Origin of the sequence: Planococcus circulans (genome assembly GCF_020023385.1) — a bacterium.
Classification (GTDB): domain Bacteria; phylum Bacillota; class Bacilli; order Bacillales_A; family Planococcaceae; genus Planococcus.
This window is the reverse complement of sequence record NZ_JAIQCL010000007.1, coordinates 95,968-121,476: the sequence shown is the minus strand read 5'-3', so window position 1 is coordinate 121,476 and position 25,509 is coordinate 95,968. Positions and strand designations below refer to the sequence as shown.

26 protein-coding genes and 2 riboswitches are annotated in these 25,509 nt (G+C 46.9%); of the genes, 13 read left to right on the top strand and 13 right to left on the bottom strand.

The genetic code is table 11. From position 1 onward, the window contains the following. Positions 1 to 2: 2 nt before the first annotated feature. Positions 3 to 1,487, bottom strand: a complete 1,485-nt coding sequence (locus K8U60_RS12695) for an aldehyde dehydrogenase family protein (protein ID WP_223639911.1) — start codon at positions 1,485 to 1,487, stop codon at positions 3 to 5. A 322-nt stretch (positions 1,488 to 1,809) separates the two neighbouring features. On the opposite strand from K8U60_RS12695, the gene K8U60_RS12690 reads away from it, so the two are divergent. Then, positions 1,810 to 2,679, top strand: coding sequence for a MerR family transcriptional regulator (locus tag K8U60_RS12690; RefSeq protein WP_223639908.1), 870 nt, complete (start codon positions 1,810 to 1,812; stop codon positions 2,677 to 2,679). Further along, positions 2,672 to 2,800 carry a hypothetical protein gene (locus tag K8U60_RS19060; protein WP_263298663.1) on the top strand — a complete coding sequence of 43 codons (129 nt, stop codon included), beginning with the start codon at positions 2,672 to 2,674 and terminating at the stop codon, positions 2,798 to 2,800. The genes K8U60_RS12690 and K8U60_RS19060 overlap by 8 nt, the downstream gene beginning before the upstream one ends. A 55-nt stretch (positions 2,801 to 2,855) precedes the next feature. Here K8U60_RS19060 and trhO read toward each other — a convergent pair whose 3' ends face one another. The 4 genes from trhO to K8U60_RS12670 all read right to left on the bottom strand — a co-directional run bounded on the left by trhO (position 2,856) and on the right by K8U60_RS12670 (position 6,810). After that, positions 2,856 to 3,818, bottom strand: a complete 963-nt coding sequence (gene trhO / locus K8U60_RS12685; protein WP_223639905.1) for an oxygen-dependent tRNA uridine(34) hydroxylase TrhO — start codon at positions 3,816 to 3,818, stop codon at positions 2,856 to 2,858. Between the two features lie 252 nt (positions 3,819 to 4,070). Next, positions 4,071 to 5,021, bottom strand: coding sequence for a 2-hydroxyacid dehydrogenase (locus K8U60_RS12680; RefSeq protein WP_223639902.1), 951 nt, complete (start codon positions 5,019 to 5,021; stop codon positions 4,071 to 4,073). 75 nt (positions 5,022 to 5,096) lie between these two features. After that, the gene (locus tag K8U60_RS12675) at positions 5,097 to 5,708 is read right to left on the bottom strand and encodes a DedA family protein (protein ID WP_223639899.1); all 612 of its coding nucleotides are present in this window, start codon (positions 5,706 to 5,708) and stop codon (positions 5,097 to 5,099) included. Between the two features lie 13 nt (positions 5,709 to 5,721). Beyond that, on the bottom strand, positions 5,722 to 6,810 hold the full coding sequence (locus tag K8U60_RS12670; protein WP_223639896.1) for a metallophosphoesterase: 1,089 nt from the start codon (positions 6,808 to 6,810) through the stop codon (positions 5,722 to 5,724). 270 nt (positions 6,811 to 7,080) lie between these two features. On the opposite strand from K8U60_RS12670, the gene K8U60_RS12665 reads away from it, so the two are divergent. From K8U60_RS12665 to K8U60_RS12645, 5 genes are all read left to right on the top strand, one after another. Then, positions 7,081 to 7,428, top strand: a complete 348-nt coding sequence (locus K8U60_RS12665; RefSeq protein ID WP_223639878.1) for a lmo0954 family membrane protein — start codon at positions 7,081 to 7,083, stop codon at positions 7,426 to 7,428. A gap of 13 nt (positions 7,429 to 7,441) precedes the next feature. After that, on the top strand, positions 7,442 to 8,080 hold the full coding sequence (locus K8U60_RS12660) for a PspA/IM30 family protein (RefSeq protein ID WP_223639875.1): 639 nt from the start codon (positions 7,442 to 7,444) through the stop codon (positions 8,078 to 8,080). A 64-nt stretch (positions 8,081 to 8,144) separates the two neighbouring features. Then, on the top strand, positions 8,145 to 8,843 hold the full coding sequence (liaF, locus tag K8U60_RS12655) for a cell wall-active antibiotics response protein LiaF (protein WP_223639872.1): 699 nt from the start codon (positions 8,145 to 8,147) through the stop codon (positions 8,841 to 8,843). Next, positions 8,840 to 9,886 (top strand): sensor histidine kinase, encoded by a 1,047-nt coding sequence (locus tag K8U60_RS12650; RefSeq protein ID WP_223639855.1) that lies wholly within the window; start codon positions 8,840 to 8,842, stop codon positions 9,884 to 9,886. Before liaF ends, K8U60_RS12650 begins: the two co-directional genes overlap by 4 nt. Beyond that, a complete protein-coding gene (locus tag K8U60_RS12645; RefSeq protein ID WP_223639852.1) occupies positions 9,861 to 10,496 on the top strand; it encodes a response regulator transcription factor in 636 nt (211 codons plus the stop codon). The genes K8U60_RS12650 and K8U60_RS12645 overlap by 26 nt, the downstream gene beginning before the upstream one ends. A gap of 202 nt (positions 10,497 to 10,698) precedes the next feature. Here K8U60_RS12645 and mbcS read toward each other — a convergent pair whose 3' ends face one another. The 6 genes from mbcS to K8U60_RS12615 all read right to left on the bottom strand — a co-directional run bounded on the left by mbcS (position 10,699) and on the right by K8U60_RS12615 (position 17,463). After that, a complete protein-coding gene (mbcS, locus tag K8U60_RS12640) occupies positions 10,699 to 12,276 on the bottom strand; it encodes an acyl-CoA synthetase MbcS (RefSeq protein ID WP_223639849.1) in 1,578 nt (525 codons plus the stop codon). 25 nt (positions 12,277 to 12,301) lie between these two features. Continuing rightward, entirely contained in the window at positions 12,302 to 12,868 is a 567-nt protein-coding gene (locus tag K8U60_RS12635) for a Yip1 family protein (protein ID WP_223639831.1), read from the bottom strand. Between the two features lie 3 nt (positions 12,869 to 12,871). Then, positions 12,872 to 14,524 (bottom strand): solute symporter family protein, encoded by a 1,653-nt coding sequence (locus tag K8U60_RS12630; RefSeq protein ID WP_223639828.1) that lies wholly within the window; start codon positions 14,522 to 14,524, stop codon positions 12,872 to 12,874. Further along, entirely contained in the window at positions 14,525 to 14,794 is a 270-nt protein-coding gene (locus K8U60_RS12625; RefSeq protein WP_223639825.1) for a hypothetical protein, read from the bottom strand. Positions 14,795 to 15,218: 424 nt separating this feature from the next. Continuing rightward, complete coding sequence (locus K8U60_RS12620) at positions 15,219 to 16,481, bottom strand: mechanosensitive ion channel (RefSeq protein ID WP_223639822.1); 1,263 nt, start codon at positions 16,479 to 16,481, stop codon at positions 15,219 to 15,221. A 94-nt stretch (positions 16,482 to 16,575) separates the two neighbouring features. Next, positions 16,576 to 17,463: a DMT family transporter gene (locus tag K8U60_RS12615; protein WP_223639819.1), complete on the bottom strand. Its 888-nt coding sequence runs from the start codon at positions 17,461 to 17,463 to the stop codon at positions 16,576 to 16,578. Between the two features lie 109 nt (positions 17,464 to 17,572). On the opposite strand from K8U60_RS12615, the gene K8U60_RS12610 reads away from it, so the two are divergent. Continuing rightward, the gene (locus K8U60_RS12610; protein ID WP_215098966.1) at positions 17,573 to 17,803 is read left to right on the top strand and encodes a helix-turn-helix domain-containing protein; all 231 of its coding nucleotides are present in this window, start codon (positions 17,573 to 17,575) and stop codon (positions 17,801 to 17,803) included. Between the two features lie 57 nt (positions 17,804 to 17,860). Here K8U60_RS12610 and metX read toward each other — a convergent pair whose 3' ends face one another. Then, positions 17,861 to 18,874, bottom strand: a complete 1,014-nt coding sequence (gene metX / locus K8U60_RS12605; RefSeq protein ID WP_223639816.1) for a homoserine O-acetyltransferase MetX — start codon at positions 18,872 to 18,874, stop codon at positions 17,861 to 17,863. 12 nt (positions 18,875 to 18,886) lie between these two features. After that, positions 18,887 to 20,179, bottom strand: a complete 1,293-nt coding sequence (locus K8U60_RS12600) for an O-acetylhomoserine aminocarboxypropyltransferase/cysteine synthase family protein (RefSeq protein WP_223639813.1) — start codon at positions 20,177 to 20,179, stop codon at positions 18,887 to 18,889. Between the two features lie 99 nt (positions 20,180 to 20,278). Then, positions 20,279 to 20,395: riboswitch (SAM riboswitch) on the bottom strand. A 132-nt stretch (positions 20,396 to 20,527) separates the two neighbouring features. Here K8U60_RS12600 and K8U60_RS12595 point away from each other — a divergent pair. From K8U60_RS12595 to K8U60_RS12575, 5 genes are all read left to right on the top strand, one after another. Continuing rightward, positions 20,528 to 21,172: a glycerol-3-phosphate acyltransferase gene (locus K8U60_RS12595; protein WP_223639811.1), complete on the top strand. Its 645-nt coding sequence runs from the start codon at positions 20,528 to 20,530 to the stop codon at positions 21,170 to 21,172. A gap of 121 nt (positions 21,173 to 21,293) precedes the next feature. Beyond that, a riboswitch (SAM riboswitch) is annotated at positions 21,294 to 21,409 on the top strand. A gap of 138 nt (positions 21,410 to 21,547) precedes the next feature. Continuing rightward, positions 21,548 to 22,579 carry a methionine ABC transporter ATP-binding protein gene (locus K8U60_RS12590; RefSeq protein WP_223639808.1) on the top strand — a complete coding sequence of 344 codons (1,032 nt, stop codon included), beginning with the start codon at positions 21,548 to 21,550 and terminating at the stop codon, positions 22,577 to 22,579. Then, positions 22,569 to 23,219 (top strand): methionine ABC transporter permease, encoded by a 651-nt coding sequence (locus K8U60_RS12585; protein ID WP_223639805.1) that lies wholly within the window; start codon positions 22,569 to 22,571, stop codon positions 23,217 to 23,219. Before K8U60_RS12590 ends, K8U60_RS12585 begins: the two co-directional genes overlap by 11 nt. 39 nt (positions 23,220 to 23,258) lie before the next feature. Beyond that, a complete protein-coding gene (locus K8U60_RS12580) occupies positions 23,259 to 24,092 on the top strand; it encodes a MetQ/NlpA family ABC transporter substrate-binding protein (protein WP_223639802.1) in 834 nt (277 codons plus the stop codon). A 27-nt stretch (positions 24,093 to 24,119) separates the two neighbouring features. Next, the gene (locus K8U60_RS12575; RefSeq protein ID WP_223639799.1) at positions 24,120 to 25,325 is read left to right on the top strand and encodes a M20 family metallopeptidase; all 1,206 of its coding nucleotides are present in this window, start codon (positions 24,120 to 24,122) and stop codon (positions 25,323 to 25,325) included. Positions 25,326 to 25,509 lie beyond the last annotated feature (184 nt).

Here is a 25,509-nt window from a genome sequence, read left to right as displayed (position 1 = left end):
CCTTAAACTTCATTGTCGATTTGCGCACGCTGCAATTTACCGCTGTAATCGACATAGACGCTTTTCCACTCCGTAAAGACATCCAATGCCGCAACGCCTGAATCGCGGTGGCCGTTGCCTGTGCCTTTCGTCCCGCCGAACGGCAAGTGAATTTCCGCTCCTGTCGTTCCTGCGTTTATATAGACGATCCCTGTATCCAAATCACGCTGAGCTTTGAACGCACGGTTGACATCAGCCGTATAGATAGAGCTGGACAAACCATAGATCACACCATTATTGACATCAATAGCCTCTTCAAAACTCGACACTTCGATCATCGATACGACTGGGCCAAAAATCTCTTCCTGCGCAATACGCATATCCGGCGTCACATCCGCAAACAATGTCGGAGCGTAATAGTTCCCTTTATCGTAGATGCCGCCTGTCAGGATTTCTCCGCCAACTAACAGGCTGGCTCCTTCTTCTTCTTGGCCAATCGTGATATAGGAATGGATTTTTTCAAGAGCTTTTCGATTGATGACCGGTCCCACTTTAATCGATTCATCCGTGCCATCGCCAATCGTCAAGGTATCCATTTTCGACAGCAGACGCTTCTGCAACTCCTCTTTGACCTCTGTATGGACAATCACCCTGCTGCAGGCCGTACAGCGCTGGCCGGCCGTACCGAATGCACTCCACAAGATCCCTTCCACAGCCAAATCCAGGTCAGCATCCTCCATGACAATGACAGCATTTTTGCCACCCATTTCAAGTGATACTTTTTTCAGGTTGCGCCCTCCCGCTTCTGCCACTTTACGTCCTGTCTCAGTCGATCCCGTAAATGAAATGACCCGCACGCCTTCATGTTCAATGAGTGCGGTCCCGACCTCTGAACCCGCTCCAAAGACAATATTGGCGACGCCTTCGGGAAGGCCGACTTCTTCAAATATCTTCGCCATTTCATAAGCCATCATCGGCGTTTCGGTTGCTGGCTTCCAAACAAAGGTATTGCCGGCCACAATCGCCGGAAACGATTTCCAGGTAGCGATGGCTATCGGGAAATTCCATGGAGTAATGAGCCCCACCACACCAATCGGAGAACGGACGCTCATCGCGAATTTGTCCGCCAGTTCCGATGGCGTCGTTTCACCGAACAGTCGCCTGCCTTCCCCGGCCATGTAATAGGCCATGTCGATTCCTTCTTGAACTTCGCCACGCCCTTCTTCGATGACCTTCCCCATTTCTTTGGTCAACACTTGAGCCAACTGTTCTTTTCTCTCTTTCATCAGCCGCCCGATTTCATATAAATAATCCGCACGCTTGGGTGCCGGAACTTTCGCCCATTTTTTCTGTGCTGTCTGGGCCGCCTTGACCGCTGCATCGACATCTTCTGCCGTAGACATGCGGACCTGTGCCAACTCGTTCCCGTTTGCCGGGTTCAGAACTGGCCGGAATTTCGCCGTTTCATCCTGCTGCCATTTGCCGTTTACAAAATTGGTCAATTTCATTGTCATTACTCCTTTCATAAAGAGGTTAATGATAGCGCTTTCAATTTCATTATTTCATAGATATCTAGTAAATCCTAGGAGATTTCTGAAATATCTGTTTTTATTTTTTCAGCTAATCCCTTAAATAACCTTCCAATCTTAGAGTGAAGATTAAAAGGACTATTTTTATATACAAATCTGCAGCAGGCATTATAAGCCGTCAAACTGTTCTTCGACTTTTTAACAGCTATGATACAGAAATAATACATTTTCACATCTTTTCCCCTAAACTATTGACACTGACGGTGCGTTATAGTGTATTTTAAAGAGAGAGGTGATTAGATTGTACAAAGTACAAGAAGTAGCAAAAATAGCGGGCGTGAGTGTCCGAACTCTCCATCACTATGACAGCATCGGTTTACTGAAACCATCAAATATCGGAACCAACCGATATCGTTATTACAATGGAGCAGATTTGAAATTGCTTCAACAGATTTTGTTCTTGAAGGAACTGGATTTTTCATTAAAGAAAATCCAAGAGCTAGTAGCTGATGGCATTGATCGGGAATATGCATTGGTGCAGCACATCGAATTGCTGGAACAGAAAAAACAACGCATCGAAAACCTGATCCGCAATGCGGAACTGACCCAGCAAGAGCTGCAGGGTGCGCAGAGTTTGACCGATACAGAACGGTTTTCCGCTTTCGCGACCAGCAAAGCAGAAGACTTGATGAAGAAATACCAAAAACCGGGCATCGGCATAGCTGTTTTGGAACCGGTTGAACCGCAGCTGGAATCCTTGCAGGCTGCATCCGGCGGATACGGTGAAGAATCAGCTGTTGCCGTAGCGGTCGCTCCCGTTGAAACAGCTCTAAACGAAGAACCTGCCGCAACACTGAGCGAGCCTGTACAAGTGGAAAAAGAAGAAGAGGATTTGGATGAGATCAACCGCGAAGGAGACCGCATTTACAACACGGTTGCCAGCTTGATGCACCTGCCTCCACAGGCGGATGCCGTCCAACTCGAAATGAAAGCATATTATACGCTTTTGAACCGTTTCTATGACTGTTCACCGAAAATGTTCCGCGGTCTCGGCGATCTATACGCATCAGACAGCCGTTTCGCCAAGAATATCGACCAGCACGGCAAAGGCTTGGCCAAATACCTGAAAGATGCGATGTACGTCTACGCCGAAGGTTTACAGGATGCTTGAGCTGATCGGGCCATGCAGTAATTGTGGCAAAGACGTCTATTGCCGTGATGGTTTTCTCGATGGCGTATATGTAGACGCGGAATTGGTCTGCTTCGACTGCCAGGAAGAAGTCGAAAAATAAACTGAGCAAAATAAAAGAAGCTGCCGAATCAATCGGCAGCTTCTTTTGCATTCATTTATACTTCAGTTGTTTCTTTCAAGGCATCCAGACGCGCCTGTACCTGCTCCCCAGTCAAACCGTGTTCAAAAGCATAACGGTTGCGCGGGTGTTCGCGGCACTCGTCTGAACATGACCGCATGTACTTGTGTTCGTTTTCTTCAGAAGCCAGAATCTTCGCGTTGCAATCTGGATTTGCGCAGTTCACATAGCGTTCGCAAGGTTCGCCTGTAAAATGATCTTTGCCGACAATCACGTGTTCCAATTGGTTTACCGGAACAGCAATACGCTCATCGAATACGTATAATTGGCCATCCCATAGGTCACCTTTCACTTCAGGGTCTTTTCCATAAGTGACAATGCCCCCGTGCAATTGAGCGACATCCTCAAAGCCTTCTTTTTTAAGCCAGCCAGAGAATTTTTCACAGCGGATTCCGCCTGTGCAATACGTCAAAATTTTCTTGCCTTCAAATTGCTCTTTGTTATCGCGGATCCATTCAGGAAGGTCACGAAAGTTTTCGATATCCGGACGGACCGAGTTGCGGAAATGCCCAAGGTCATATTCATAATCATTGCGCGCATCCAAAACGATCGTGTCCTGCTCCTGCATTTGTTTGTAGAATTCGACCGGCTCCAGATAAGTCCCTGTCAGTTCGTTCGGATTGATGTCTTCTTCCAGTCCGAGATGAACAATTTCTTTTTTCGCACGTACGTGCATTTTTTTAAACGCGTGTCCTTCAGCGGCATCAATTTTAAAAACGATGTCGGAGAAGCGCGGATCGCTTTTCAACATTTCCATATAAGCTTCAGTTTGTTCGATGGTTCCTGAACACGTCCCATTGATCCCTTCTTCGGATACGAGGATCCGGCCTTTCAGCTCGAGTCCTTTGCATGCTGCCAAATGCTCAACCGCAAATTCCTCCGGGTTTTCAATCGATGTATATAAATAATAAAGTAAAACGTTGTGTGTATGATTTTGCATGAATCATACCTCCTATTTCCTCAATTTGCTTCTGTGCCGTAAAGGCAGCAAAACCTCAATCATTTTACAATAAATAACGCCAAACTTCAACTTCTGCAAAGCTGGAAAAGTGCAGGGCCCAAGTTGATGCCTTGCGCTATGCTCTATATCCCATTGCAGAAGGGCCACCTTGCCCCGTTTAGATCCAACCGGCAGGCGGTTCTTACATTTCAAAAAAGGCAACTGAACGTCAGCTGCCTTTTCCTGCCTCACTCAGCAGACTCTATTTTTCACTGATTTATTTTCCAGGCACGCCTTGATTGCTTCGGCATTCAAAGCCATCATTTCAAGACGGGTTTGAACAGTGGCACTGCCGATATGCGGCAGCACTGTCACATTCGGCAGCGTCAATAAGGGATGGTCCAACGGCACCGGTTCCTGTTCAAACACATCGAGGCCAGCACCCCAAAGTTTGTTTTCTTTCAATGCTTCATACAAAGCCATTTCATCGACGATGCCTCCTCTGGCGACATTGATCAAACAGGCCGTTTCTTTCATCAAGGCCAGCTCGTCCGCTCCGATCATCCCTTCTGTTTCAGGCGTCAACGGCGTCAGAATCACGACATAATCCGAAACCTTCAATAGCTCCTCAAATTCGGCATAACGTACATCTTCCAAACTCCGGCGCGTACGGTTGTGATACAGGACATCCATACCAAAACCGTGGGCTCGCCTGGCCACGGCTTCACCGATCCGTCCCATTCCAATGATGCCAAGCGTGGCACCAGCAACGTTCTGGCCAGTCATCCCCATCGGCGTCCAAGATTTCCATTCCCCTGAACGAACCGTTTTTTCTGCTTCAATGATTCTGCGGGCGGTTGCCAACATTAAGGCAAAGGTCAGGTCTGCTGTGGATTCCGTTAAGACGTCCGGTGTATTGGTGACGGTCACGCCATGTTTTCTGGCAGCCTCCAAGTCGATATTGTTATAGCCAACTGCCAGGTTACTGACGATTTTCAAATTGGGTGCCGCTTCAAACACCTCATTGTCTACTTGGTCGGACAGCATGGTCCAAAGCGCATGTGCCTCTTTCGCTTCTTCCAGTAATTTTTCGCGCGGCGCAGGGGTGTCTTCATCCGCCCACATCCGGACTTCATATAATTCTTCTAATTCAACTACTGCCTGGTCCGGCAACTTTTGCGTAATGAATACGATCGGCTTCATAGAAACCCTCCATCCTCTATTATCCCATTATTATAACAATTTAAAAAACTGCCGGCAATTGCCAGCAGTTTCCTGTTAGTCACGCGTTCTTATTTTTTTGATGTAATACCAGATAGCCACGATGGCGCCCAGCCCAATCAATGCATAGACCGCGTTGGAGTAAAGCTCCAATTGCCGCATGATCTGCTCCCGATTTTCTCCGACTGCTTCACCGACAAACACCAACACCGTATTCCACAGCAAGGTGCCGAGAGTGGTGAAGCTTATGAATAACCAGAACTTCATATTCGACATCCCGGCAGGAATGGAAATCAAGCTGCGGAGCAATGGGACCAAGCGGCCAAAGAACACAGTCCAAACACCAAAGCGATCAAACCAAGCGTCCGCTTTGTAGATATCTTCCTTCTTTACACGCAGCCAATTGCCATATTTGTCGATGATCTTTTCCAGCCGCTCAACATCCAGCAATAAACCGACGCCATACAAAATAACTGCTCCAAGGACTGATCCGGCAGTGGATGCCAGTACTACTCCCGGTATCGTCATTTCAGTCGTTGTCGTCATAAATCCACCGACCGTCAAAATCACTTCCGACGGAATCGGCGGAAATACGTTTTCCAACATGATGAGCAGGAAAATTCCAAAGTAGCCATAATCTGACATGACTGAAGTAATCCAATCTTCCATGTAAACACTCCTCTTACGAAGTTGGCCGGAAATTCATCTTGACCGACCACAACTCTGAACGGCTTCCAATCCGCAATGGCGGTCCCCAGAAGCCGAATCCTGAAGACACCAAAAAATGCGTTTTCTTAATTAGACGGTAGCCGTAATCCAACTCAAAAATTCGCTTCGTCAATAGATGGTTTGGCCACATCTGGCCTTTGTGGGTGTGCCCAGACATATGAAAGGCCGCACCTAACTCGACCGGCATCTTCAGATCGGAAGGGGTATGGTCCATCACAATCCAGGGCAGCTTCCCTTTTTGCGGCTTCAGCTGAGACAGCGGACGCCGTTTCCCGTTGGTCCGGTCTTCACGCCCCGTCAAATAAAAACGATTCGCGATCAGAATAGTTTCATCTCTTAAGATATTCACACCTGATTTTTCCATCATCCGCACCAATAACGGGATTTTTTTGCCGTAATACTCATGATTGCCCAAAACGCCATAGACGCCAAGAGATGGGTTCAACTGCTCCATCACTTCTGACATGCCATAACGCGCATACCAAATCGGATCGTCATCCACCAGGTCTCCTGCTAAAAACACAACATCCGGCTCAAGCGAGTTGGTTTTTTCAACAAAACGCCGCAAATGCCTTTTGCCTGATAAAACACCCAGATGGAAATCAGAACCGATAACCATATGCAGCGGCTCTGCCTCTTGCCCTTCCACTGTGAGCTCCAACTTACGGACAACCGGGCTATAGGCCAAATAAGTGCCGACAATGAAGATCGCAAGCAAAATGATGCCCGTTGCCGATCCGATGAAAAACACATCGTCTCTAAAATTTACCATCAGCACGATGAGATTCGCCACGGGTATCAGTAGAATCGCATACTGCAAAAAAGCGAACCAATACGAACCGAGAATCGTAAAGCCAAGCCATTTATGGCCGATCCGCCCGATGACATAACTGTAGGCGAAAATCAGCCAGAGAACCGCAAAGAACCAAGGATTGGCACCATCCACAAAACTGTTCATCCAGCTGTAGACTGCCCAGCCGAGATAAGCAATAAGCCCGGTATAGATTAATAAGGCACCGCCAATGCCCGTCAGTATTTTCATAGAAAAACGCCTCTTTCTTCTTTATAAGATGGACCATATACAAAGTTCATTGTTCTCAATGCATTAGTTAAAAGCCAGTTTCTTCAGTTCAACTTGTATCGTGAAAATTATTATAGCATTCCATCTGCCAATCTTTCGCAGCAGAACTCCTGAAAGTCGGATGTAGATGCTTCTACGCCTCAGGACCTAGTAAAAGATGCAGTCAGAGACCGTATTGGAAAATGCGCCCGCTTAGTATGATTAGGGTAGAAATTGAGAGGAGGAAACAAGATGAACAAATTTTGGTTAACCACCCTCGGCATCATCGCCGGAATCGTCGCACTTTCCAATTTGGGACCCATCATTGGATTGGCCGTATCCCTATTAGTCGTATACGCAGGGGTGCATTATTACTTAAGAAGCATCTCGGCCTTGGCTAAATTCTGGTGGGCTTTCGTCGGCGTACTTGGAGGACTTGCAGCCATCTCGAATGTGCCGGCATTGATCGGCGTTGCTGCAATCGCCGGATTGTGGATGATCTACCGCGCATGGAATGGCCAAAGCGTTTCAGTCGCAGCCGTAAAAGAAAGCGATCCATTCACGAACTTTGAACAGCAATGGAACAAATTGACCAAATAAGGAGGAAACGAATATGACAACTTTATGGGACCGTTTCAAATTTGCCGTCGCAACCGACCTGGATGCCGTCGTCGCTAAGAAAGAGGAAAAAAATCCACTTGCATTATTGAACCGCTATATCACAGAAGCAGAAAACCAGACGGCAGCTACAGGAAAATGGGTGGAGCGCCAGGCACAGCTGAATGGTAAACTGGAGAAGGAATTGGCTGAAGCTTCTGCTATGCTCGACAAGCGCCAAAACCAGCTGGAATTGGCACAGTCTTCAGGCGAAGCCGATCTCGCTGATTTTGCCGCCATGGAAGTCGAGGCTTATGCTGCCCGCGTTTCGGCGCTGCAGAACAACCTGGATGAAAATATTGCTGAACTGACTGGCCTGGAACACCGCTACGAGGAAATGAAGCACAAAGTGAAAGACATGAAAGTGAAGCAGCTGCAATTGATGGGCAAGGAAAATGCAACGCGCGCCCATCATCAGATGGATAAAATACTGAGCCCGGAACTTGTCGCTGAACGCATCGGCTCATTTGACGACATGGCGTCCTATATTACGACGCTTGGCGCTAAAGTCGAAGAACGCCATGAGCATTCAGCAATGGAACGCCGCTTGGAATCTTTAGAAAAAAATAGCGCAAACCAAAAAGAAATTGTTTAAACTGAAATGAGAAGAAGCTTTTCTTCTTCTCATTTTTTCTGATACAAAGAAGGAGGCAAAAGCCATGCAGCATTTTACAACAAACAGACAAGCGTTTTTTCTATTGAGCGCTTTATTATTGATCTTCGTGGAAGCTGCCTTTTTCGGAAACGGCAGTGTGTTTTTGATCCTTCTTGGTATCGGAACCATTTACTATGCGCTACGAAATAACGTAAAATACCGCCGTTCTTATTTTTGGACAGGCGCCTTCCTTATTGGGGTTTCCATTCTGTCGATGTGGAGCCTGCGGCTGATGGTCTTCGGGCTTGCCATCTACCTCCTGATCCGGTTGTGGAAAGGGGAAGAATGGCTGCAGACTGCACCGCTTCACGGCTCTACAGATAAGGGCCTGATCCAAAACAAAGTCATGGCCGCACAGAGCACACCCATTGAATCTTATGAGTGGAAAGACATTCATGTCCAGGGGTTTATCGGTGATATCCTGGTGGATACCACTCAAACCGTGTTGCCGAAAAAGACCTCATTGATTTCCATACGGCAAGGCTTTGGAAAAGTCCAAGTCGTTGTTCCCTATGAAATCCCTGTAAGGGTCTTCTATTCGACTTTGTTGGGAGAAGCCCGTTTTTTCAACGGGACCAACCAACGGATTCTTAACGGCACAGTCCACGCAGAAGATGGCTACCCAGCGGACACCGGCAATAAAGCCGAATTGATTATTTCCCTGACCACTTGGATGGGAGATGTCGAGGTGATCCGCAGATGAGACAGATTTTGCCGCGCAGCCTATTTTTCATTTCCCTTTTCGCCTTGATCGTGTTCAGCATCCTTTTTGCCTTACTCGGCTTGCCGACAGTCAACAGCTGGTCTGTCCTTTGGGAAGATTTCATCGCTGGCCTGCCCCTTGGTATTTGGCTGCTTGTTCTGATGCTTGCTTTGTCTGTCGGCATCTCCTGGTGGACCGAATCCTTGTCCCGTTCAAAGGTACAGGAAATTGAAGAGATTTTCCAGGCACTCTTGCGCAATGAAGACCAGACCGTTGTCCAGGCTGCCCAAATGAAAACCCTGCCGCGTAATTTATCCAGCTCCATCCTGAAATTGCAGAAGCTTCTGGAGTCACAGCGCAAAAGCTTGACCCGCATTGCCAATGAACGTGCGGAAACACAGGACCAAATCATCCAGGAGCGCTTGATCATGGAACGCCAGCGTCTGGCAAGAGAGCTCCACGACTCGGTTTCCCAGCAATTGTTCGCTGCTTCCATGCTGTTGTCTTCCATGACCGAAAGTGGAGACGCGCAGCCAGGACTGCTCCAGACCGAGAAGATGGTCCAGCAGGCCCAACTGGAGATGCGTGCACTGCTGCTGCATTTGCGTCCCGCTGCCCTGCACGATAAGAGCCTGCGTCAGGGATTGTTCGAGTTGGTCAGTGAACTGAAGGAAAAAGTCTATTTTACAATCGAGCATAAGTTGGAAGAGGTGCCATTGCAAAAAGGGGCCGAAGACCATCTGTTCCGCATTGCACAGGAAACATTATCAAATACATTGCGCCACTCCAAAGCGACCGAGGTTCATATCCTGTTTGTTGAGCGTGATAACTTCGCGATCCTGCGCATTCAGGATAATGGCGTCGGCTTTGAAAGCGAACAATCCAAATCGACTTCCTACGGCCTAAAACATATAGAAGAACGCGCCATTGAAATCGGTGCGACCAGCAAAATCGTTTCCGTGCCTTCTGAAGGTACGATTGTGGAAGTAAAAGTTCCGATTGAAAGGAAGAAAACCCATGATTCGAATCTTATTAGTGGATGACCATGAAATGGTGCGCATCGGTGTCTCTGCCTACTTGCAGTCCCAAAAGGATATGGAGGTTGCCGGGGAAGCGGCAAACGGCCAGGAGGCGGTTGAAATGGCATTGGAACTGCGCCCCGATCTGATTTTAATGGACATGGTGATGCCCGTCATGAATGGTGCAGAAGCGACAAAAGCCATCATCGACCAGTGGCCGGAAGCGAAAATCATGATTGTCACCAGTTTTCTGGATGATGACAAAGTCTACCCGGCTCTTCAGGCGGGAGCAGTCAGCTACATATTAAAAACATCAAAAGCGTCACGGATCGCCGACTCTATTCGTGAAACCATGAACGGCACCCCGGTTCTCGAACCCGAAGTCATGACCAAAATGATGAAGCAGATGCGCCACGAACGTGTCCTTCACGACGATTTGACCGAACGCGAAATGGAAATCCTCCTGTTGCTGGCTTGCGGTTTGACCAACCAGGAAATTGCCGATAAATTGTTCATCGCCCTGAAAACCGTCAAGACCCATGTCAGCAACATCCTGGCAAAGCTAGAGGTCCACGACCGGACCCAAGCGGTCATTTATGCCTTCCAGCATAAGCTGATTTCTCCTCCTAAATAAAAACACAAAAAAGCCGGACAGTTTATACGCTGTCCGGCTTTTTCAATTAGCGAAATATAATTTTTCAGCTGTTCTTTCAGTATCTAGACTTCAGCGCCCAACTCTTTGGGGCATAAGCCAACCCAGCGCCGTGGCAAAGAGCGCCACTCTGCTGGTCTGGCTTATGCCCGGCAGAGCTACATGGGCGCTTCCGCTTTTCTTTTTACACATTTAATTTTCGCAGTTCCACGCGGCGGATTTTGCCCGAAGCCGTTTTCGGCAGTTCATCCAAAAACTCGATGACCCGTGGATATTTATAAGGTGCGGTAATTTCCTTGACATGGTCCTGCAGCTGTTTCACTAAAGCTTCTTTATCCTGGAACTCGTCCGGATTGCGAAGCACGACATAGGCTTTAACAATATTGCCGCGAATTTCATCCGGAGCGGCTACGACTGCGCATTCCTGGATAGCTGCATGCTTCATGAGCGCATCTTCAACTTCAAAAGGCCCGATTGTATATCCAGAACTGATGATGATGTCATCACTTCGCCCTTCAAACCAGAAATAGCCATCTTCATCGCGCGTTGCCTGGTCCCCTGTCAGATACCAATCCCCTCTGAACGACGCTTTCGTCCGTTCAGGATCCCGGTAATACTCCCGGAACAATGCCGGACAATCACGGTGCACGGCAATATCCCCCACTTCCCCGACCGCTGTCGGTTGTCCTTCATCATTGATGATATCCACCGGATTTCCTGGAGTCGGTTTGCCCATCGATCCGGCCTTCACTTCCATATCCTGAAGCGTTCCGACAAGCAAGGTGTTTTCTGTCTGTCCATAACCATCACGGACATTGATATTAAATGCCTGTTGGAATGCCTCGATGACCTGCCGGTTCAGAGGTTCTCCAGCAGATACCGCTGACCTTAATGCCGGCAGCTTGTAGGAATTCAAATTCTCCACTTTTGCCATGATGCGGTATTCTGTCGGCGTACAGCATAAGACATTGATATTTTCTTCCTTCAATAGATCCAGGTATTTCAACGCATCGAATGGCCCGTTATAGACGAAAGCCGTTGCTCCGAGTGTAATCGTCGACAGGAATGGACTCCAGATCCACTTTTGCCAGCCTGGAGCTGCAGTTGCCCACACCATGTCCCCGCTTTGTACACCCAACCATTTTGTCGCTGCAGTCCGTACATGTGCATAGCCCCAGCCATGGACATGCACGACGCCTTTTGGATTTCCGGTAGTGCCGGATGTATAAGAAAGGAAAGCCATGTCTTCGCGGTGAGTCGGCACAGCTTCGAATTCCGTTGATTCTTTTTCTGCCAGCTCCTCGAAAGACTGCCAGCCATCTTCTGTCCCACCGATGATCAACTTATTGTTCAGTGCGTCCAAGTCTTCATCAATGGAGTTGGTTTCCGCAGTAGTTTTATAATGTGCAACAATTCCTTTAGCCCCAGAATGGTGCATCCGGTAAGTTAAATCTTTCTTTCGGAGCATTTCCGAACAAGGAATGGCTACAATTCCAGCACGGAGGCAGGCCAAATACGTAATATAAGCTTCCGGAATCCGGGGTAGGATAATCAGCATCCGATCTCCTTTACCAATGCCCAGTTTCAGCAAAGCCTGCGCATATTGATTCATTTTGCCGACCAGCTCTTTATATGAAAGATCTTCCCGGTTGCCTTCACTGTCCAGCCACCGAATCGCCAATCGGTCGCTTTCTTCTTTGTATTTCTCAAGTTCCAAAGTGATATTATACTGTTCTGGAGCAATTAAATCCTTGAATTCCATATGATAGCCTCCAATCGTTTTATCTTCATGCTGGCGGGATAATCAGGTAGTAGACACTCGCTAAAAAAACGAATGCTGCCAACGTCGCCAGGTAAGCTTTCTTAGTTGAGAAATTCTGCGTGGTTTTAATGATTTTAACGCAGACCAAGTACATCCAGATGAGGCCGATCGCCAGCAGCACATAGACCAGCGGATGGCCATTTCCTGCATCCGCAAGGTAGGGCGCTCCCAGAAGACCAGGCAGCAAAGCAACCGGCGCCACGCGATTGATGTCCCGCAGCACCCCTTTCCCGCCAAGACCCTTTGAGCCTGCCCAAAGCAGCAGCGCCAGGCCTATTTTTGTAATGAACGCCATCAGCAGCCCAAAAAGGATGAAAATTGCCGGAACAATGAAGTTTTGCAGCAAAGCCGAATCGAAACTTGCTATGTATGAGGCATTTGACGCGATTGAAATCGCGCCATAGCCCAAACCAACGATGAGCAATAGCAGATTGCTCACCCATTGGGTTTTCGGCAATTCTAAAAATGACCGAAAAGATGAATCATTTAAAGCAACCATTTTTCCGACCATTTTACTCACCCTTTCTTTCATTCCCTACATCCCCCAAGGCATCAAAGCCCAGATTGCAACAGCAGCAGAAACCACTACCGTAATTCCGGCACCTACCGTACTGTTGTAACGATACGATTTGATGTCCTTCCATCCGTGGATGCGTTCGATCAATTCAATATCCGATTGCTTGGTCAATTTACTTTGAAGACCCGGCATACGGTTGGTGATATAAGAAACGACGATCAACAGGATAAAGCTGATCGGTACAGCAAGCATCGCGCCGGATAAGCCCATTCCATCGGTAACGCCGTGCCCCGTCAATACGATGCTCGGGAAAACGAATGGCGACACGATGATGTAGATGGCACCACCAACGACAGAAGCCACTATGGCACCGAATTTATTGGCCTCTTTCCACCAAACCCCAACTATAATTAGTGGTGCATTCGTGACTCCCGCTAAACCGAAAGCCCATAGGATACTGACGACCAGGAAAGCCGGTGGTTGGATCGCCAGCAAGATACTGACCAATCCACCTGCAAAAATGGCGATGAAGCCAATCCGAAGGCTCAGACGCTGAGGGATATTCGGCTTTAAGGTAGCGATGATATCCTGGGAAATTAAGGCACCGATCGCCAATAAATTCCCGCTTAAAGTTGAAAGTCCCGCTGAAATGGCCCCAGCGATAACAAGTGCAGTCACCCATTCCGGGTTATAGACCAAATTGAGGATGATGGTTAATTTATCAGCATCCCCCTCTGAAATCGTCAGCCCTTGAGTAGCTGTCGCATAAACACCGACAAAGCCCATTGCGTAAGTTGCTGAGAACACCAATCCAAGAATAAAGGCGAACCAGACCATTGCCGAGCGTGCACTTTTCAGATTGGATGCCGTATAGACACGCATCGCCAAGTGCGGCAGCCCCAATGCTCCGATTGTCAAAGCCGGAATAATGGAGAAATACCATTTCGGCGAGAACTGGTAATCAAAGAATGTAGGCAAAGACTCCAGCATTGCCGGAACCATGTCCGAATAGAACAACGGTGGGAAATACCATCCGTCTGCTCCTACTGCTTTCATGATGGCGCCAAGCGGGATGATAAACATCAAAGCGATAATGACCATTTGAATCGCAGCGTTGTTTGTCGCTCCCGCCATGCCGCCGATTGTAATATAGCCGACAATAATAATTCCAAAAACAAAGAGTCCTGTTAAATAAGGAATTCCCAGTAATGTTTCAAACGTAATGGCGATTCCAATCATCTGACCCAGCGCATACATGATTGAAACCAAAATCATGAATAGAGCGGCAATGATGGAAGCCGTCACTCCATATCTGTCGCGGATAAAATGCGTAGGAGAGAAAGCGCCCATACGGCGCAGGCTTGTTCCGTAGATGATTGTAATCAATGGAATTGCCAAGATCAATTGGATCCACAACATAATGAATGGGACCTGCAGCTGCAGAATCAATGCCGTGATGCCAAGGAAAGTTGCCAGGCTCATATAAGTTGATGCCATCGCCAACCCATTGGTGAAGGCCCCAACGTTTCCGCCGCCTATGTAAAGGTCTTTTGCCGATGCACTTTTCCGGTTGGAGATGAATCCGACGATATAGAATAATAAAAACGTCGCTCCCACAACCGCTAAACCAAGAATCGGATTGGATAATTGCCAGTTTTGTGCTTCCATCATCTACACATCCTTTACTTCGTCGGAAACTCCGAGCGCGTCGTTTTCACTATCAATTTCATCGTCAATACGATTGCCGATCTTGCCCGCTACAATGGTAAGGAAGAATACACCAAACCACCCCATCAGAATCGGCACAATGTACATGACCGGAAAGCCGAATAACATGGCATCTACCGGAAAGATGGAAAAAATCAATCCTACATTTCCCACTAAAATAAAGGCGACTGTCATCCAGACTGTAAACTGAACTTCTTTTTTGTACGCTTTCATCGTATCCCCCATTTCATCTTAGTTTCTAGCCTGATCCCTCCCAACTGAGCGTTCACTCAGTTGTATAAAATACTCTCCCTTCTAAATATTATATAGTTAATAACTCCTTTGATTGTAACCGTTTGCATAAAATCAAGTCAACTGAATTTTTTAATTATTTAAAATACTATATCGATAGCATATTTTACCTATTTAAAGCACTTTTGTTAAGCTCACTTACTTAAAATATGGGACTGTAATGGATAGATCATACACTTCATTAAATTCACTAAAAATTTTTTTGTATTTTGATATACCTTCATATTCCTTTAATTCAGTTGAAAAAATTCCCTTTTTATCATCGAAACGAATATTTATACAGAAATCTAAAAAAATATAAAATCCCTTTAGGCAAGATCTGCCTAAAGGGATTTCTATGATGGTTTTATAGATTTGGTTTATCGTTCTCTTTTTGCATTTTCTTTTCAAGGTTTTCAAGCTGGCGTTTAGCGAATTCACGTCCACCTATACCGAAGGAGATCGCGAATGCCACTGCAAGTCCAGCGATGATGAATAAGAATGCCAGGTTAACGATATTTGTTGCGAAATTCAATTGGTCAAGCGTCATGAATACGGCAATGATGATGATGGCGTATTTGACGATGGCTCCCAGGAAACGGTTGCCGGAAGCTTGTTTGATGTAGTTTCCAAGCAAGCTGCCTCCGATCAATCCAAGACCCAGAATGATCAATGAGCTGATGAGCAATGGCAGGTATCCGATGATGGCTTCACCGATTCCATTCAACACATCAAGCTGCAATACGTTCATCGCTTCTACTGTAAAGAAGATGATGATGATCGCTTGCACTACCTTGCCGATGATATTCGCGATATCGAAGCTTGGCGATTTGGTTTTGTCAGGGTTCAGGTAAGTCGAGAAACGGTTGATCCCTGTGCCATTCAACAGGCTGATCAACAGATCACCTATGAATTTAGCAATCAGAACCCCTGCCAAAATCAAGATGATTGCGACAAAGATATTCGGAATCATGTTCAGAACCTGGTTGAGCATATTGACAATCGGCTCAGAAATAGACTGGATGTTCAAGGTTTCCAGTGCAATCGTCAGAATTGGGATCAAGACGATGACGAAGACCACATTCGCTAAAACATTCGCTAAGGTCGATTTGTCACCCGCATCCATTCTTTTTGTTCCTGTTGATGTACTGCCCGGTTTGCTGGTGAATTTATTGAACCATTTATCAATATTCACCGCGGTCAAAAGGCTGAATACAAGATTTTTCACAAACTTGGCTACAAAATAGCCAATGACTACAATAATGATGGCCATCAGAAGATTCGGCAGGAATGCCAGCAATTTGTCCATCATATTTGAAATCGGTTGTGCTACTTGGTGCATATTCAATGCCTGCAAGACGCTCGGAATAAACAAAATGAAGATTAAGTAATACAGGATTTTCCCGATGGAATCCAATTTACTGTCTGCGTCTTCTTTTGTTTTTGCCATATGGCCTCTGACCATCGCTCTGTCTGCCCCTGCTTTTTTCAATCCTTTTGTGAAAATCGCCCGTACAATTGTCGCTACAACCCATGCAATCAATAATAATAATAATGCCCCTAAAACGTTTGGAATGTAGTCAATGATTGTATTTCCGACACCTCTAAAAGAATTACCCACTTCGTTCATACACACAACTCCTTTTTGTTTTTTTATATCCTAGTTACTATGCCCTTCCCTTGGCTCAGTTAAACTCCAAAAAGACAATACATGAATCCGAAGATCATTTAAGCCCTTGCGGAGCAGTTAGCCGCTGTCTCTTGCCGATGGTCAATACCAATATGCCGCCGAGGAGAAGCCCTACTCCGCTCCAGGAAAGGCCACTCAGCACTTCTCCAACTACCAGAACACCCAAAATAGCTGCGGTCAGCGGTTCCGCTAACGACAAGGTCACAGCAGAAGAAGATGGAATCTGTTTTAATCCAAAAGAAAAAAGGATATACGATAAGCTTGTCGCTCCAATCCCCAAATAGAGTAGGAGCGATAAGTTTCCGGGTGCGGTTACGTAGGAAAGGTCAAATAACAGCAGAAAAGGCAGCAGACAACAGGCACTCAGTGAAAAAATCACCGCTACAGCGGAGACGGTTTCCATACGCTGGAGTACATTTTTGCTGACAAGGGCATAAACAGCAAAAGAAAAACCAGCCCCTAATGCCATGGCAATACCTACTGGATCCACCAGTTGTTGGCCTCTATTGGCAAATAACAGCACACACCCAATCAAAGCCAGCACGGTGGCAATCACCCAAACTCTATCGGGCTTTTTTTTCAAAGCCACCCATTCAATCATTCCCGTCAACACAGGAGCACTGCCGATGGCTACAACAGTTCCAATTGCAATCCCGGTCAATTGGACAGATGAAAAGAACAAGGGCTGAAACAGCGCCATACTCAGGGCTGAAAGGAGTGCAGCCGGCCAGGGAATCGTCTGGACCGATAACTTTTTTGTAGCAAGAACAAAAACCAACAATGAAAAACCGCCTATCGCTAAGCGGAATGCGCCAATTGACAACGGATGTGCAGGGCCATCAAAAAAAGATTGAGCGGTCCCAGTCGTCCCCCATAAAATAGCAGCCAGCAAAACTAATAGATACGCCATATAATTCAACATCAACACTCCTATTTCCGGACTTTTCCCCTTAACATACCATGACGCGAATGGTTTGAGATAGCTGTCTTCTTCCATTATAATAAAAGAAAAGAATGGAGGAGGAGATCCTATGTATATGACAGTCCAGGAAACTGCCGCATTCTTATCGATGCCTGAAGAACAAGTCAATCGTTATGTATTGGAAGGCCGTATCCGCGCAGTCCATGATGGGGAGCAATACATGATCAACACCTCTCAATTCGGAACGCATTTCCAACAATTGGAGCAGGCTAAGCAAGCGCTGGAGGAATGGCGCGCCATTCCTATACCAGACGATGTGGATATTAAAGACGAAGACTGAAAAAAAGCATCTGAGCGGGGACTGCAGTCCCGCTCAGATGCTTTTTAAATCGAACTTTTAACGTGTGAGCTCAGGCACCAAAAGACGTTTCAGTTTTTCTTCGATAAAACCGCCCCATTTTTCAAACTCCACCAGAAAACCGTCATGGCCAAAATCCGTTTCGATGATTTCCCAGGTCGCATCCTTCTGCTTTTCAAGCCACGGAACCATCAGTTCACTTGGGTAAAGCAGATCATGCGTAAATGATAAGGAATAGACGGGAACTTCCAGGATAGCCTCCTGAATATCATGTGTATTCATTGCTTTCAGCAACAGCACATAGCTGTTGGCATCAAAACGGTCTGCCAGTTTTTTCCCTTGGTAATTCAAATAGGACTGTACGTTGAATTCATCGCCATCATTGATGCGTCCAAAACGCTGGTTAAACATATTGCCGCTGCGGTAAGTGACCATCCCTGCCATTCTGGCTACTTCGAACCCTTTCAGCAGAGACGAATCCTCATAATTACCGCTGTCGAATTCTTTATCATTCTCTATTGCCAAAATACCGATGTGGTTAAAAGCTACGCCATAATCACTGTAATACGGAGTCACGGCCAACGGAAAAACTGCATCGACAAAGTCCGGATACAATTTACCCCATTCCAGAGTTTTCATTCCTCCCAGTGAACCCCCTACCACTCCAACGAGATGGTTGATGCCCAGTTTCTTTAAGGCATGATACTCCGCCCGCACCATATCACGTATCGTCAAGGTTGGGAAATCCGCACGATAAGGAGCTCCAGTTGCCGGATTTATCGATAATGGGCCTGTGGATCCATGGCACCCTCCTAGTACATTGAAGATGATCACTTGAAAAACATTTGTATCCACCGGCTTGCCTGGTCCGATTAATCCTGCCCACCAACCTGGATCTCCGTCTGTGCCAACTGCATATTGATCGCCTGTCAATGCATGGCATACCAGGACAGCAGGAGCTTTTTCATCCCCATGACGTTCGTATGCAAGTTCTACATTGTCTATAGTCTTAGTTGAATCCAGGGTTAACGAGCCAATGGATACTGTCTTCATGAAAATCCCTCCTTATGCCTTTTCCAATACTGCCGCCTTTATCGCCTGCTCCAAATCAGCAATCAAATCTTCAGCGTTCTCCAACCCGACAGATAAACGGATCAACTCTTCCGTTACTCCCGATGCTTTCAACTCTTCATTGTTCAATTGCTGATGCGTGGTGGAAGCCGGGTGGATAATCAATGATTTAGCGTCTCCTACGTTTGCGACATGCGACCAAAGATTGACGCTGTCGATCACTTTACGGCCTGCTTCCCGTCCGCCTTTTATGCCAAAATTGACAATCGAACCATAGCCATCATTCTTCAAATATTTTTTCGCCAATTGATGCGATGGGTGATCTTCAAAACCCAGGAAATTGACCCATTCGATTTGCGGATGCTGTTTTAAGTAATCCGCAATAATTTGAGCATTGGTGCTGTGTTTAGGGATGCGAAGATGCAAAGTCTCAAGACCCTGCAGTAAAGCATGCGCACTATCCGGACTCAGTGAAGGTCCAAAATCCCGCAGCAGCTGCACACGAAGCTTTGTCGCAAATGCTGCATCCGGCACATCAATGCCGTAACGCAAACCATGATACGATTCATCCGGCTCTGTGTAATTCGGGAAGCGCGGATTGTCCCAATTGAATTTCCCGGCATCTACTGCGATGCCACCGATTGTCGTGCCGTGTCCCCCAATCCATTTCGTAGCGGAATGGATGACCACATCTGCACCGAATTCGATCGGATTGCTGCCGTATGGAGAAGCGAATGTATTGTCGATCAATAACGGCAATCCATTCGCATGGGCGATTTCCGCTACCTTCTCAACGTCAAAGACATTCAAGCTTGGATTGCCGATAATTTCGCCAAATAACGCTTTGGTTTTATCTGTAATGGCTGCTTTAAAGTTTTCAGGGTTTGTCGCATCGACAAATATTGTCTTGATGCCATAACGCGGCAATGTGTTGGCAAATAAATTGTACGTACCGCCATAAAGATTGCTGTCCGCTACGATTTCGTCTCCAGCTTCTGCAATATTCAAAACAGAAAATGCAATAGCCGCCATTCCGGAGGATAGTGCAACCGCAGCAGTGCCGCCTTCCAATAATGCCACCCGTTGTTCAAATACATCGACTGTGGGATTCATGATGCGCGAGTAGATATTGCCGGTATCCTTCAAGCCGAACAGATCCTGCGCATGTTGTGTATCTTTAAAGACATAGGAAGTTGTTTTATAAACCGGTACCCCTCTGGATCCGGTTGTCGGATCTGGCTGTTGTCCCCCGTGCAATAATAAAGTTTCTGGTTTCATATTCGTCATTTTCCATTCCCCCTGTTTTTTATTGATCCATAACGGTCAAAGAAAGCAGCAAAAAGCCCCCTTCGCTAAGAAGAGGGCCGTAAATTACGGAGTTTCCTCCTCTCATCTGTCAGAATCAGTCGTTCGATCCTGTAGGAATTAGCACCTTTCCAGACATGTGCGTCTGTTGGTTGCCGGGCATCGCAGGGCCTATCCCTCCGCCACTCTTGATAAGAGTATTTGATTTGGTTTTTCATCTTGTTGAGAAGTATAAAAATTTCAGCGCGATTTGTCAAGTCCATTAGTCAAAAAATTTTGAAACCTCGTTCTGTTTCAAACGTTATCTTTTAAGGTAGAGGAGGAATTGGCATGTTTATCTGGATGTTGCTATTATTTATTATTTGCTATGTAATCGGCTGTTTTCATGGATCTCTTGCAGCTCAGGCTCTATCAGGGGTCAACGTCAAAAAAGAAGGTGTAAAAAATTCCGGGGCTTCCAATGCAGCCATCGTACTGGGATGGAAATATGGTTTGCTTGTCGCTTTCATCGATATTTCCAAAGGCTTTGCTGCTGTTGCAGGCTTACGCCTTTTGCTGGATTCCAGCAGTCTTTCTTCTGAAATGATCTGGACTTTGCTATTCATCGCAGGTGCCGGCGTAATTTTCGGCCATAACTTTCCGTTCTATATGAATTTCAATGGCGGCAAAGGCACGGCTTCTGTAATTGGCGTCATGCTGGCCCTCGATTGGAAACTTGGACTGGTCGGACTGCTCTTGCTCATCGGCGTTTCGCTCGCCACCGATTATTTGGTCATTGGCGTACTAGTGCTTTACGCGGTTTATTTTATGATTGCTTTCGGTCCTGCTGTTGGACCATGGCCATTGCTGACAGCCTTGGCTTTATTCGCAATGGCGGTATGGAAGCATAGCGAAAACATTATTCGAATAAAGAATGGAAGCGAGAGCAAAGTATCCTCCATCTTTAAGAAGAAGCCATCAACCCCTGTAAAGTAAAGGAGTTAAACTAATTATTGCTTTCATGTAAAAGATTGTGAAATAAATATCATAATTCTTCTTGACATTTTTGTTATTTCACCATAAAGTAAGAATCACGAATCGAATAGCATACATCACTTTCTTATCAAGAGAAACCGAGGGACAGGCCCTGAGACGTTTCGGCAGCAGATTTGTTTAACCGCAAAAACTGTGCCAACTCCTGCAAATGCCGTTAACGCATTTGGAAGATGAGAATTAGATGGTTTCAACTGGAGCCTTCTTTTTTCTTATGGATAAGAAAAAAGAAGGCTCTTTTTTGTCCATTATCTCAGGAGAATGTGAGACTCCATCGATTTGATAAGACCCATTACAGCATGAGGAGGTTCAATCACCATGATTCAATTCGAAGGCGTCGCCAAGACCTATCAATCAGGAAAACAGGAAATCCATGCCTTGAACGGCATTGACCTGACCGTCGAAACCGGCGAAATTTTTGGAGTCATCGGCTTTAGCGGAGCCGGAAAAAGTTCTTTGATCCGCACCGTGAATCTGCTCGAACGTCCTTCTGCAGGACGCGTATTGATTCAAGGAAAAGATATATCCACTTTATCCAGCAAAGAGATCCGCACCACCCGAAAAGATATCGGCATGATTTTCCAGCATTTCAACTTGCTGAATTCAAAAACGGTTTACCATAACGTCGCTATGCCGCTCTTGCTTGCTAAGACACCAAAAGCAGATATTGAAAAACAGGTAACCGACCTGCTCGACTTTGTCGGCCTTGCAGACCAGGCACAGAAATACCCCGATCAGCTGTCAGGCGGACAAAAACAACGGATCGGTATTGCCCGGGCGCTCGCCACTAATCCATCTGTTCTGCTATGCGACGAAGCGACTTCGGCACTTGATCCGCAAACGACTAAATCGATTTTGGACTTGCTTCGCAAAATCAATAAAGAATACAACATCACCATTCTGCTCATCACTCACGAAATGGGCGTCATCCGCGAAATCTGCGACAAGGTGGCTGTGCTTGAAGCAGGGAAAGTGATCGAGCAAGGCAGCGTCTTCGATATTTTCTCGAATCCGCAGCAACCAACCACCAAACGGTTTGTCCGCTCCGTCATGAACGACGAACTTCCTGATTCGCTGCTGGCACAAATTCAGGCAGCCGAAAGCGATAATGCCATCTACCGCCTCCAGTTTACCGGCACTTCCGTCGGCAAACCGTTCATGTCCCGAGTATCACGCGATTTCAAAGTTGACTTGAATGTGCTGTTCGGCAATATCACTGAGCTGCAGGGCGTCCCGTATGGCAACCTGATCGTGGAATTTTCCGGCGAGCCCAGTGAAATCGAATTGGCTTTGTCCTCCATCCGAGAAAGCGATATCCACATAGAGGAGGTCAATAATTATGTCAGTTAACTACGAACAAATCATAGAAGCTCTATGGGAAACCATTTACATGACCGGCGCAGCATTCAGCTTTTCCCTTTTGATCGGCTTTCCGCTCGGCATCCTGCTGGTGGTCACCCGCAAAGGCCATTTGCTGGAAAATGAACCGGTCTCCAAAGTGTTGAATATCGTCATCAATATTTTCCGCTCGGTTCCGTTCATCATTTTAATGGTTGCCATCATTCCATTGACCCGCCTGATTGTCGGTACGTCCATCGGAACCGCAGCCGCCATCGTCCCACTGGTCTTTTACGCCGGGCCCTACATTGCACGGCTGATTGAAAACTCCTTATTGGAAGTTGATAAAGGCGTTATTGAAGCGGCTCAGGCGATGGGCGCCACGCCGATGCAGATCATTTTCCGCTTCCTGATTCCCGAGGCTTTAAGCTCTTTGGTTCTCGCATTGACGATAGCAGTGGTCGGCTTGATCGGTGCATCCGCCATGGCAGGCGCCATCGGAGGCGGTGGGCTTGGCGACTTGGCCATCACTTACGGCTATCAGCGTTTCGATACGCTCGTCATGTTCATTACCGTAGCGATTCTTGTCGTGCTGGTGCAGGGTGTTCAATCCCTTGGAAATGTATTGTCAAGAACGGTACGGCGTAACTAAAAAATAAAAACACCATAGAAAAAACTGGAGGAATTACTCATGAAAAAACTTACAGCGACAGCATTACTTTCACTATCTGGCTTACTTTTGGCAGCCTGCGGAGACGACAGCAGTTCCGATGGCAACACGAAAGTGACACTTGGCATCAGCGGTTCCGATACAACCATCTGGGATTATATTGGCGAAAAAGCCGAAAAAGAAGGCATCGACCTCGAAATCCAAACGTTCTCTGATTATGTGGCACCAAACTTGGCGCTTGCCGAAGGCGAACTCGACTTGAATGCTTTTCAGACCATTTCTTATTTCGATGAATTTGTTACAGAGCACGACATCGATATCGTACCGATCGGTTCTACCGTCATTGCACCGATGGGCTTATATTCCGATAAATATGAATCCATCGATGAAATTCCCGAAGGTTCACAAATCGCAATGCCGAATGAAGCGACCAACATGGGGCGTGCCCTTCTATTGCTCGATGAAGCCGGACTGATCACGCTCTCTGAAGATGCCGGACTTACTGGCACAGCAGAAGACATTATCGAGAATCCAAAAAACATTGAAATTATGCCGATGGTATCCGGCCATACGCCGCGCGCTATGCCAGATGTTGCCGGTTCGGTCATCAACAACGGCGTTGCAGTGGATGCTGGCTTGAATCCGACTGATGATCCGATTGCCCGTGAAAGCGAAACAGCGAAACCTTATATCAACTTGATTGCCGCAAACGCTGAAGAGGCAGATAATGAAGCCTACCTGAAAATCGTTGAATTATATCAAGAAGAAGACACTGCTGAATTTATCATCGAACATACAAAAGGTGGTCAAATCCCTACCGTTGTGACAGTTGACGAACTGGTCGATTACCAATAAAACAAATTCAACTTAGGAGGAGTTCCAATGACATTTATCAAGGAAGCAGCCCAGTCCATTTCCCAGTCCATCGATTCCCGGAGCGAAACCTATATTGAAACAAGCCAGGCGATCCACGCAAACCCGGAAATCGGCAACCAAGAGATTTTCGCCAGTTCTTTATTGATCAAACGGCTTGAAGAAGCTGGGTTTCAGGTTGACAAAAGTGTCGCCGGCCATTACACCTCTTTTTTTGCCAGCAAAGAAAGCGCCCGTCCTGGACCGACAATTGCTTATCTTGCCGAGTATGATGCACTTCCCGGAATTGGCCATGCCTGCGGCCACAATATCATTGGAACAACCAGCGTTGCTGCGGCCATCGCATTGGCGGAAACTTTAGACTCAACAGGCGGACGCGTGGTCGTCCTGGGAACTCCTGCAGAAGAAGGAGGGCCGAATGGCAGTGCCAAAGGCAGCTTTGTTAAACATGGGTTGCTTGAAGGCATTGACGCCGCGTTGATGCTTCATCCTTCCGGAAATTCAGCTGTCACCGGACCTTCTCTTGCGGTCGAACCTTTGGAATTTCACTTTTACGGAAAACCAGCGCATGCGGCAGGATCTCCTGAAGAAGGCATCAATGCCTTGGATGCCGTTCTGCAGCTGTTCAACAGCATCAATGCCCTGCGCCAGCAATTGCCATCGGATGCCCGGGTTCATGGAATCATCACTCATGGAGGCGATGCGCCGAATATCATTCCGGAATACGCTTCTGCCCGTTTCTATATCCGCGGAGATTCATGGAAGAAAACATCCGATACTGCCCGCAAAATTCGGGCTATTGCGGAAGGCGCTGCTCTTGCAACTGGCGCGACAGTGAAAATCGAACGCTTTCAGAATGAAGTGCGTGATTTGGTCATCACCCCAGCATTGGATGCCGTTGTCCGCAGCGAACTTGAATCATTGGGTGAAACAGTGGCTGATTCCCGCATCTCCGGCCTCGGCTCTACAGATGCCGGCAATATCAGCTATGAAGTACCCACTGCCCATGGGTATATCAAAATCGGTCCGGAAAGTCTGGTTGCCCATACTGCCGAATTCCGCGAAGCCGCAAAATCAGTGAAAGGCAATGATGCGTTGATTAAAGGCGCCAAAGCCTTGGCCACTACCGGTTACCGCCTGCTGACAGAACCTGAGCTTCTGGAACGAGTAAAAGCCGCACATGCCGATGCGGTTAAAGCAAAACAGCAAAATTGATGAAGCGATGCCCTAACCCGGGCATCGTTTTTTTAAACTGGAATTTTCATCATTTTCCTGCTTCGTGCTAAAATACTACTATATAAGTTGAACTGATGCGTTTCATAGTCCATAGGCCGCAAGTCGATCAGGAAATTAGTGAAAATCTATGAACTTACACCGGGTTAGTTAGATAATCTCTTAG

Bases quoted from the DNA above. Each gene is read 5' to 3' on its own strand.
- K8U60_RS12620 (WP_223639822.1), bottom strand. From the start codon at position 16,481: ATGAACGAAGTGGGTAATTCTTTTAGAGGTGTCGGAAATACAATCATT.
- liaF (WP_223639872.1), top strand. From the start codon at position 8,145: ATGCAGCATTTTACAACAAACAGACAAGCGTTTTTTCTATTGAGCGCT.
- K8U60_RS12595 (WP_223639811.1), top strand. From the start codon at position 20,528: ATGTTTATCTGGATGTTGCTATTATTTATTATTTGCTATGTAATCGGC.
- K8U60_RS12670 (WP_223639896.1), bottom strand. From the start codon at position 6,810: ATGAAAATACTGACGGGCATTGGCGGTGCCTTATTAATCTATACCGGG.
- K8U60_RS12675 (WP_223639899.1), bottom strand. From the start codon at position 5,708: ATGGAAGATTGGATTACTTCAGTCATGTCAGATTATGGCTACTTTGGA.
- K8U60_RS12585 (WP_223639805.1), top strand. From the start codon at position 22,569: ATGTCAGTTAACTACGAACAAATCATAGAAGCTCTATGGGAAACCATT.
- K8U60_RS12615 (WP_223639819.1), bottom strand. From the start codon at position 17,463: ATGTTGAATTATATGGCGTATCTATTAGTTTTGCTGGCTGCTATTTTA.
- K8U60_RS12695 (WP_223639911.1), bottom strand. From the start codon at position 1,487: ATGAAATTGACCAATTTTGTAAACGGCAAATGGCAGCAGGATGAAACG.
- K8U60_RS12630 (WP_223639828.1), bottom strand. From the start codon at position 14,524: ATGATGGAAGCACAAAACTGGCAATTATCCAATCCGATTCTTGGTTTA.
- K8U60_RS12650 (WP_223639855.1), top strand. From the start codon at position 8,840: ATGAGACAGATTTTGCCGCGCAGCCTATTTTTCATTTCCCTTTTCGCC.
- metX (WP_223639816.1), bottom strand. From the start codon at position 18,874: ATGAAGACAGTATCCATTGGCTCGTTAACCCTGGATTCAACTAAGACT.
- trhO (WP_223639905.1), bottom strand. From the start codon at position 3,818: ATGCAAAATCATACACACAACGTTTTACTTTATTATTTATATACATCG.
- K8U60_RS12590 (WP_223639808.1), top strand. From the start codon at position 21,548: ATGATTCAATTCGAAGGCGTCGCCAAGACCTATCAATCAGGAAAACAG.
- K8U60_RS12625 (WP_223639825.1), bottom strand. From the start codon at position 14,794: ATGAAAGCGTACAAAAAAGAAGTTCAGTTTACAGTCTGGATGACAGTC.
- K8U60_RS12610 (WP_215098966.1), top strand. From the start codon at position 17,573: ATGTATATGACAGTCCAGGAAACTGCCGCATTCTTATCGATGCCTGAA.
- mbcS (WP_223639849.1), bottom strand. From the start codon at position 12,276: ATGGAATTCAAGGATTTAATTGCTCCAGAACAGTATAATATCACTTTG.
- K8U60_RS12600 (WP_223639813.1), bottom strand. From the start codon at position 20,179: ATGACGAATATGAAACCAGAAACTTTATTATTGCACGGGGGACAACAG.
- K8U60_RS12660 (WP_223639875.1), top strand. From the start codon at position 7,442: ATGACAACTTTATGGGACCGTTTCAAATTTGCCGTCGCAACCGACCTG.
- K8U60_RS12575 (WP_223639799.1), top strand. From the start codon at position 24,120: ATGACATTTATCAAGGAAGCAGCCCAGTCCATTTCCCAGTCCATCGAT.
- K8U60_RS12580 (WP_223639802.1), top strand. From the start codon at position 23,259: ATGAAAAAACTTACAGCGACAGCATTACTTTCACTATCTGGCTTACTT.
- K8U60_RS12665 (WP_223639878.1), top strand. From the start codon at position 7,081: ATGAACAAATTTTGGTTAACCACCCTCGGCATCATCGCCGGAATCGTC.
- K8U60_RS19060 (WP_263298663.1), top strand. From the start codon at position 2,672: ATGCTTGAGCTGATCGGGCCATGCAGTAATTGTGGCAAAGACGTCTAT.
- K8U60_RS12680 (WP_223639902.1), bottom strand. From the start codon at position 5,021: ATGAAGCCGATCGTATTCATTACGCAAAAGTTGCCGGACCAGGCAGTA.
- K8U60_RS12635 (WP_223639831.1), bottom strand. From the start codon at position 12,868: ATGAAAGAAAGGGTGAGTAAAATGGTCGGAAAAATGGTTGCTTTAAAT.
- K8U60_RS12645 (WP_223639852.1), top strand. From the start codon at position 9,861: ATGATTCGAATCTTATTAGTGGATGACCATGAAATGGTGCGCATCGGT.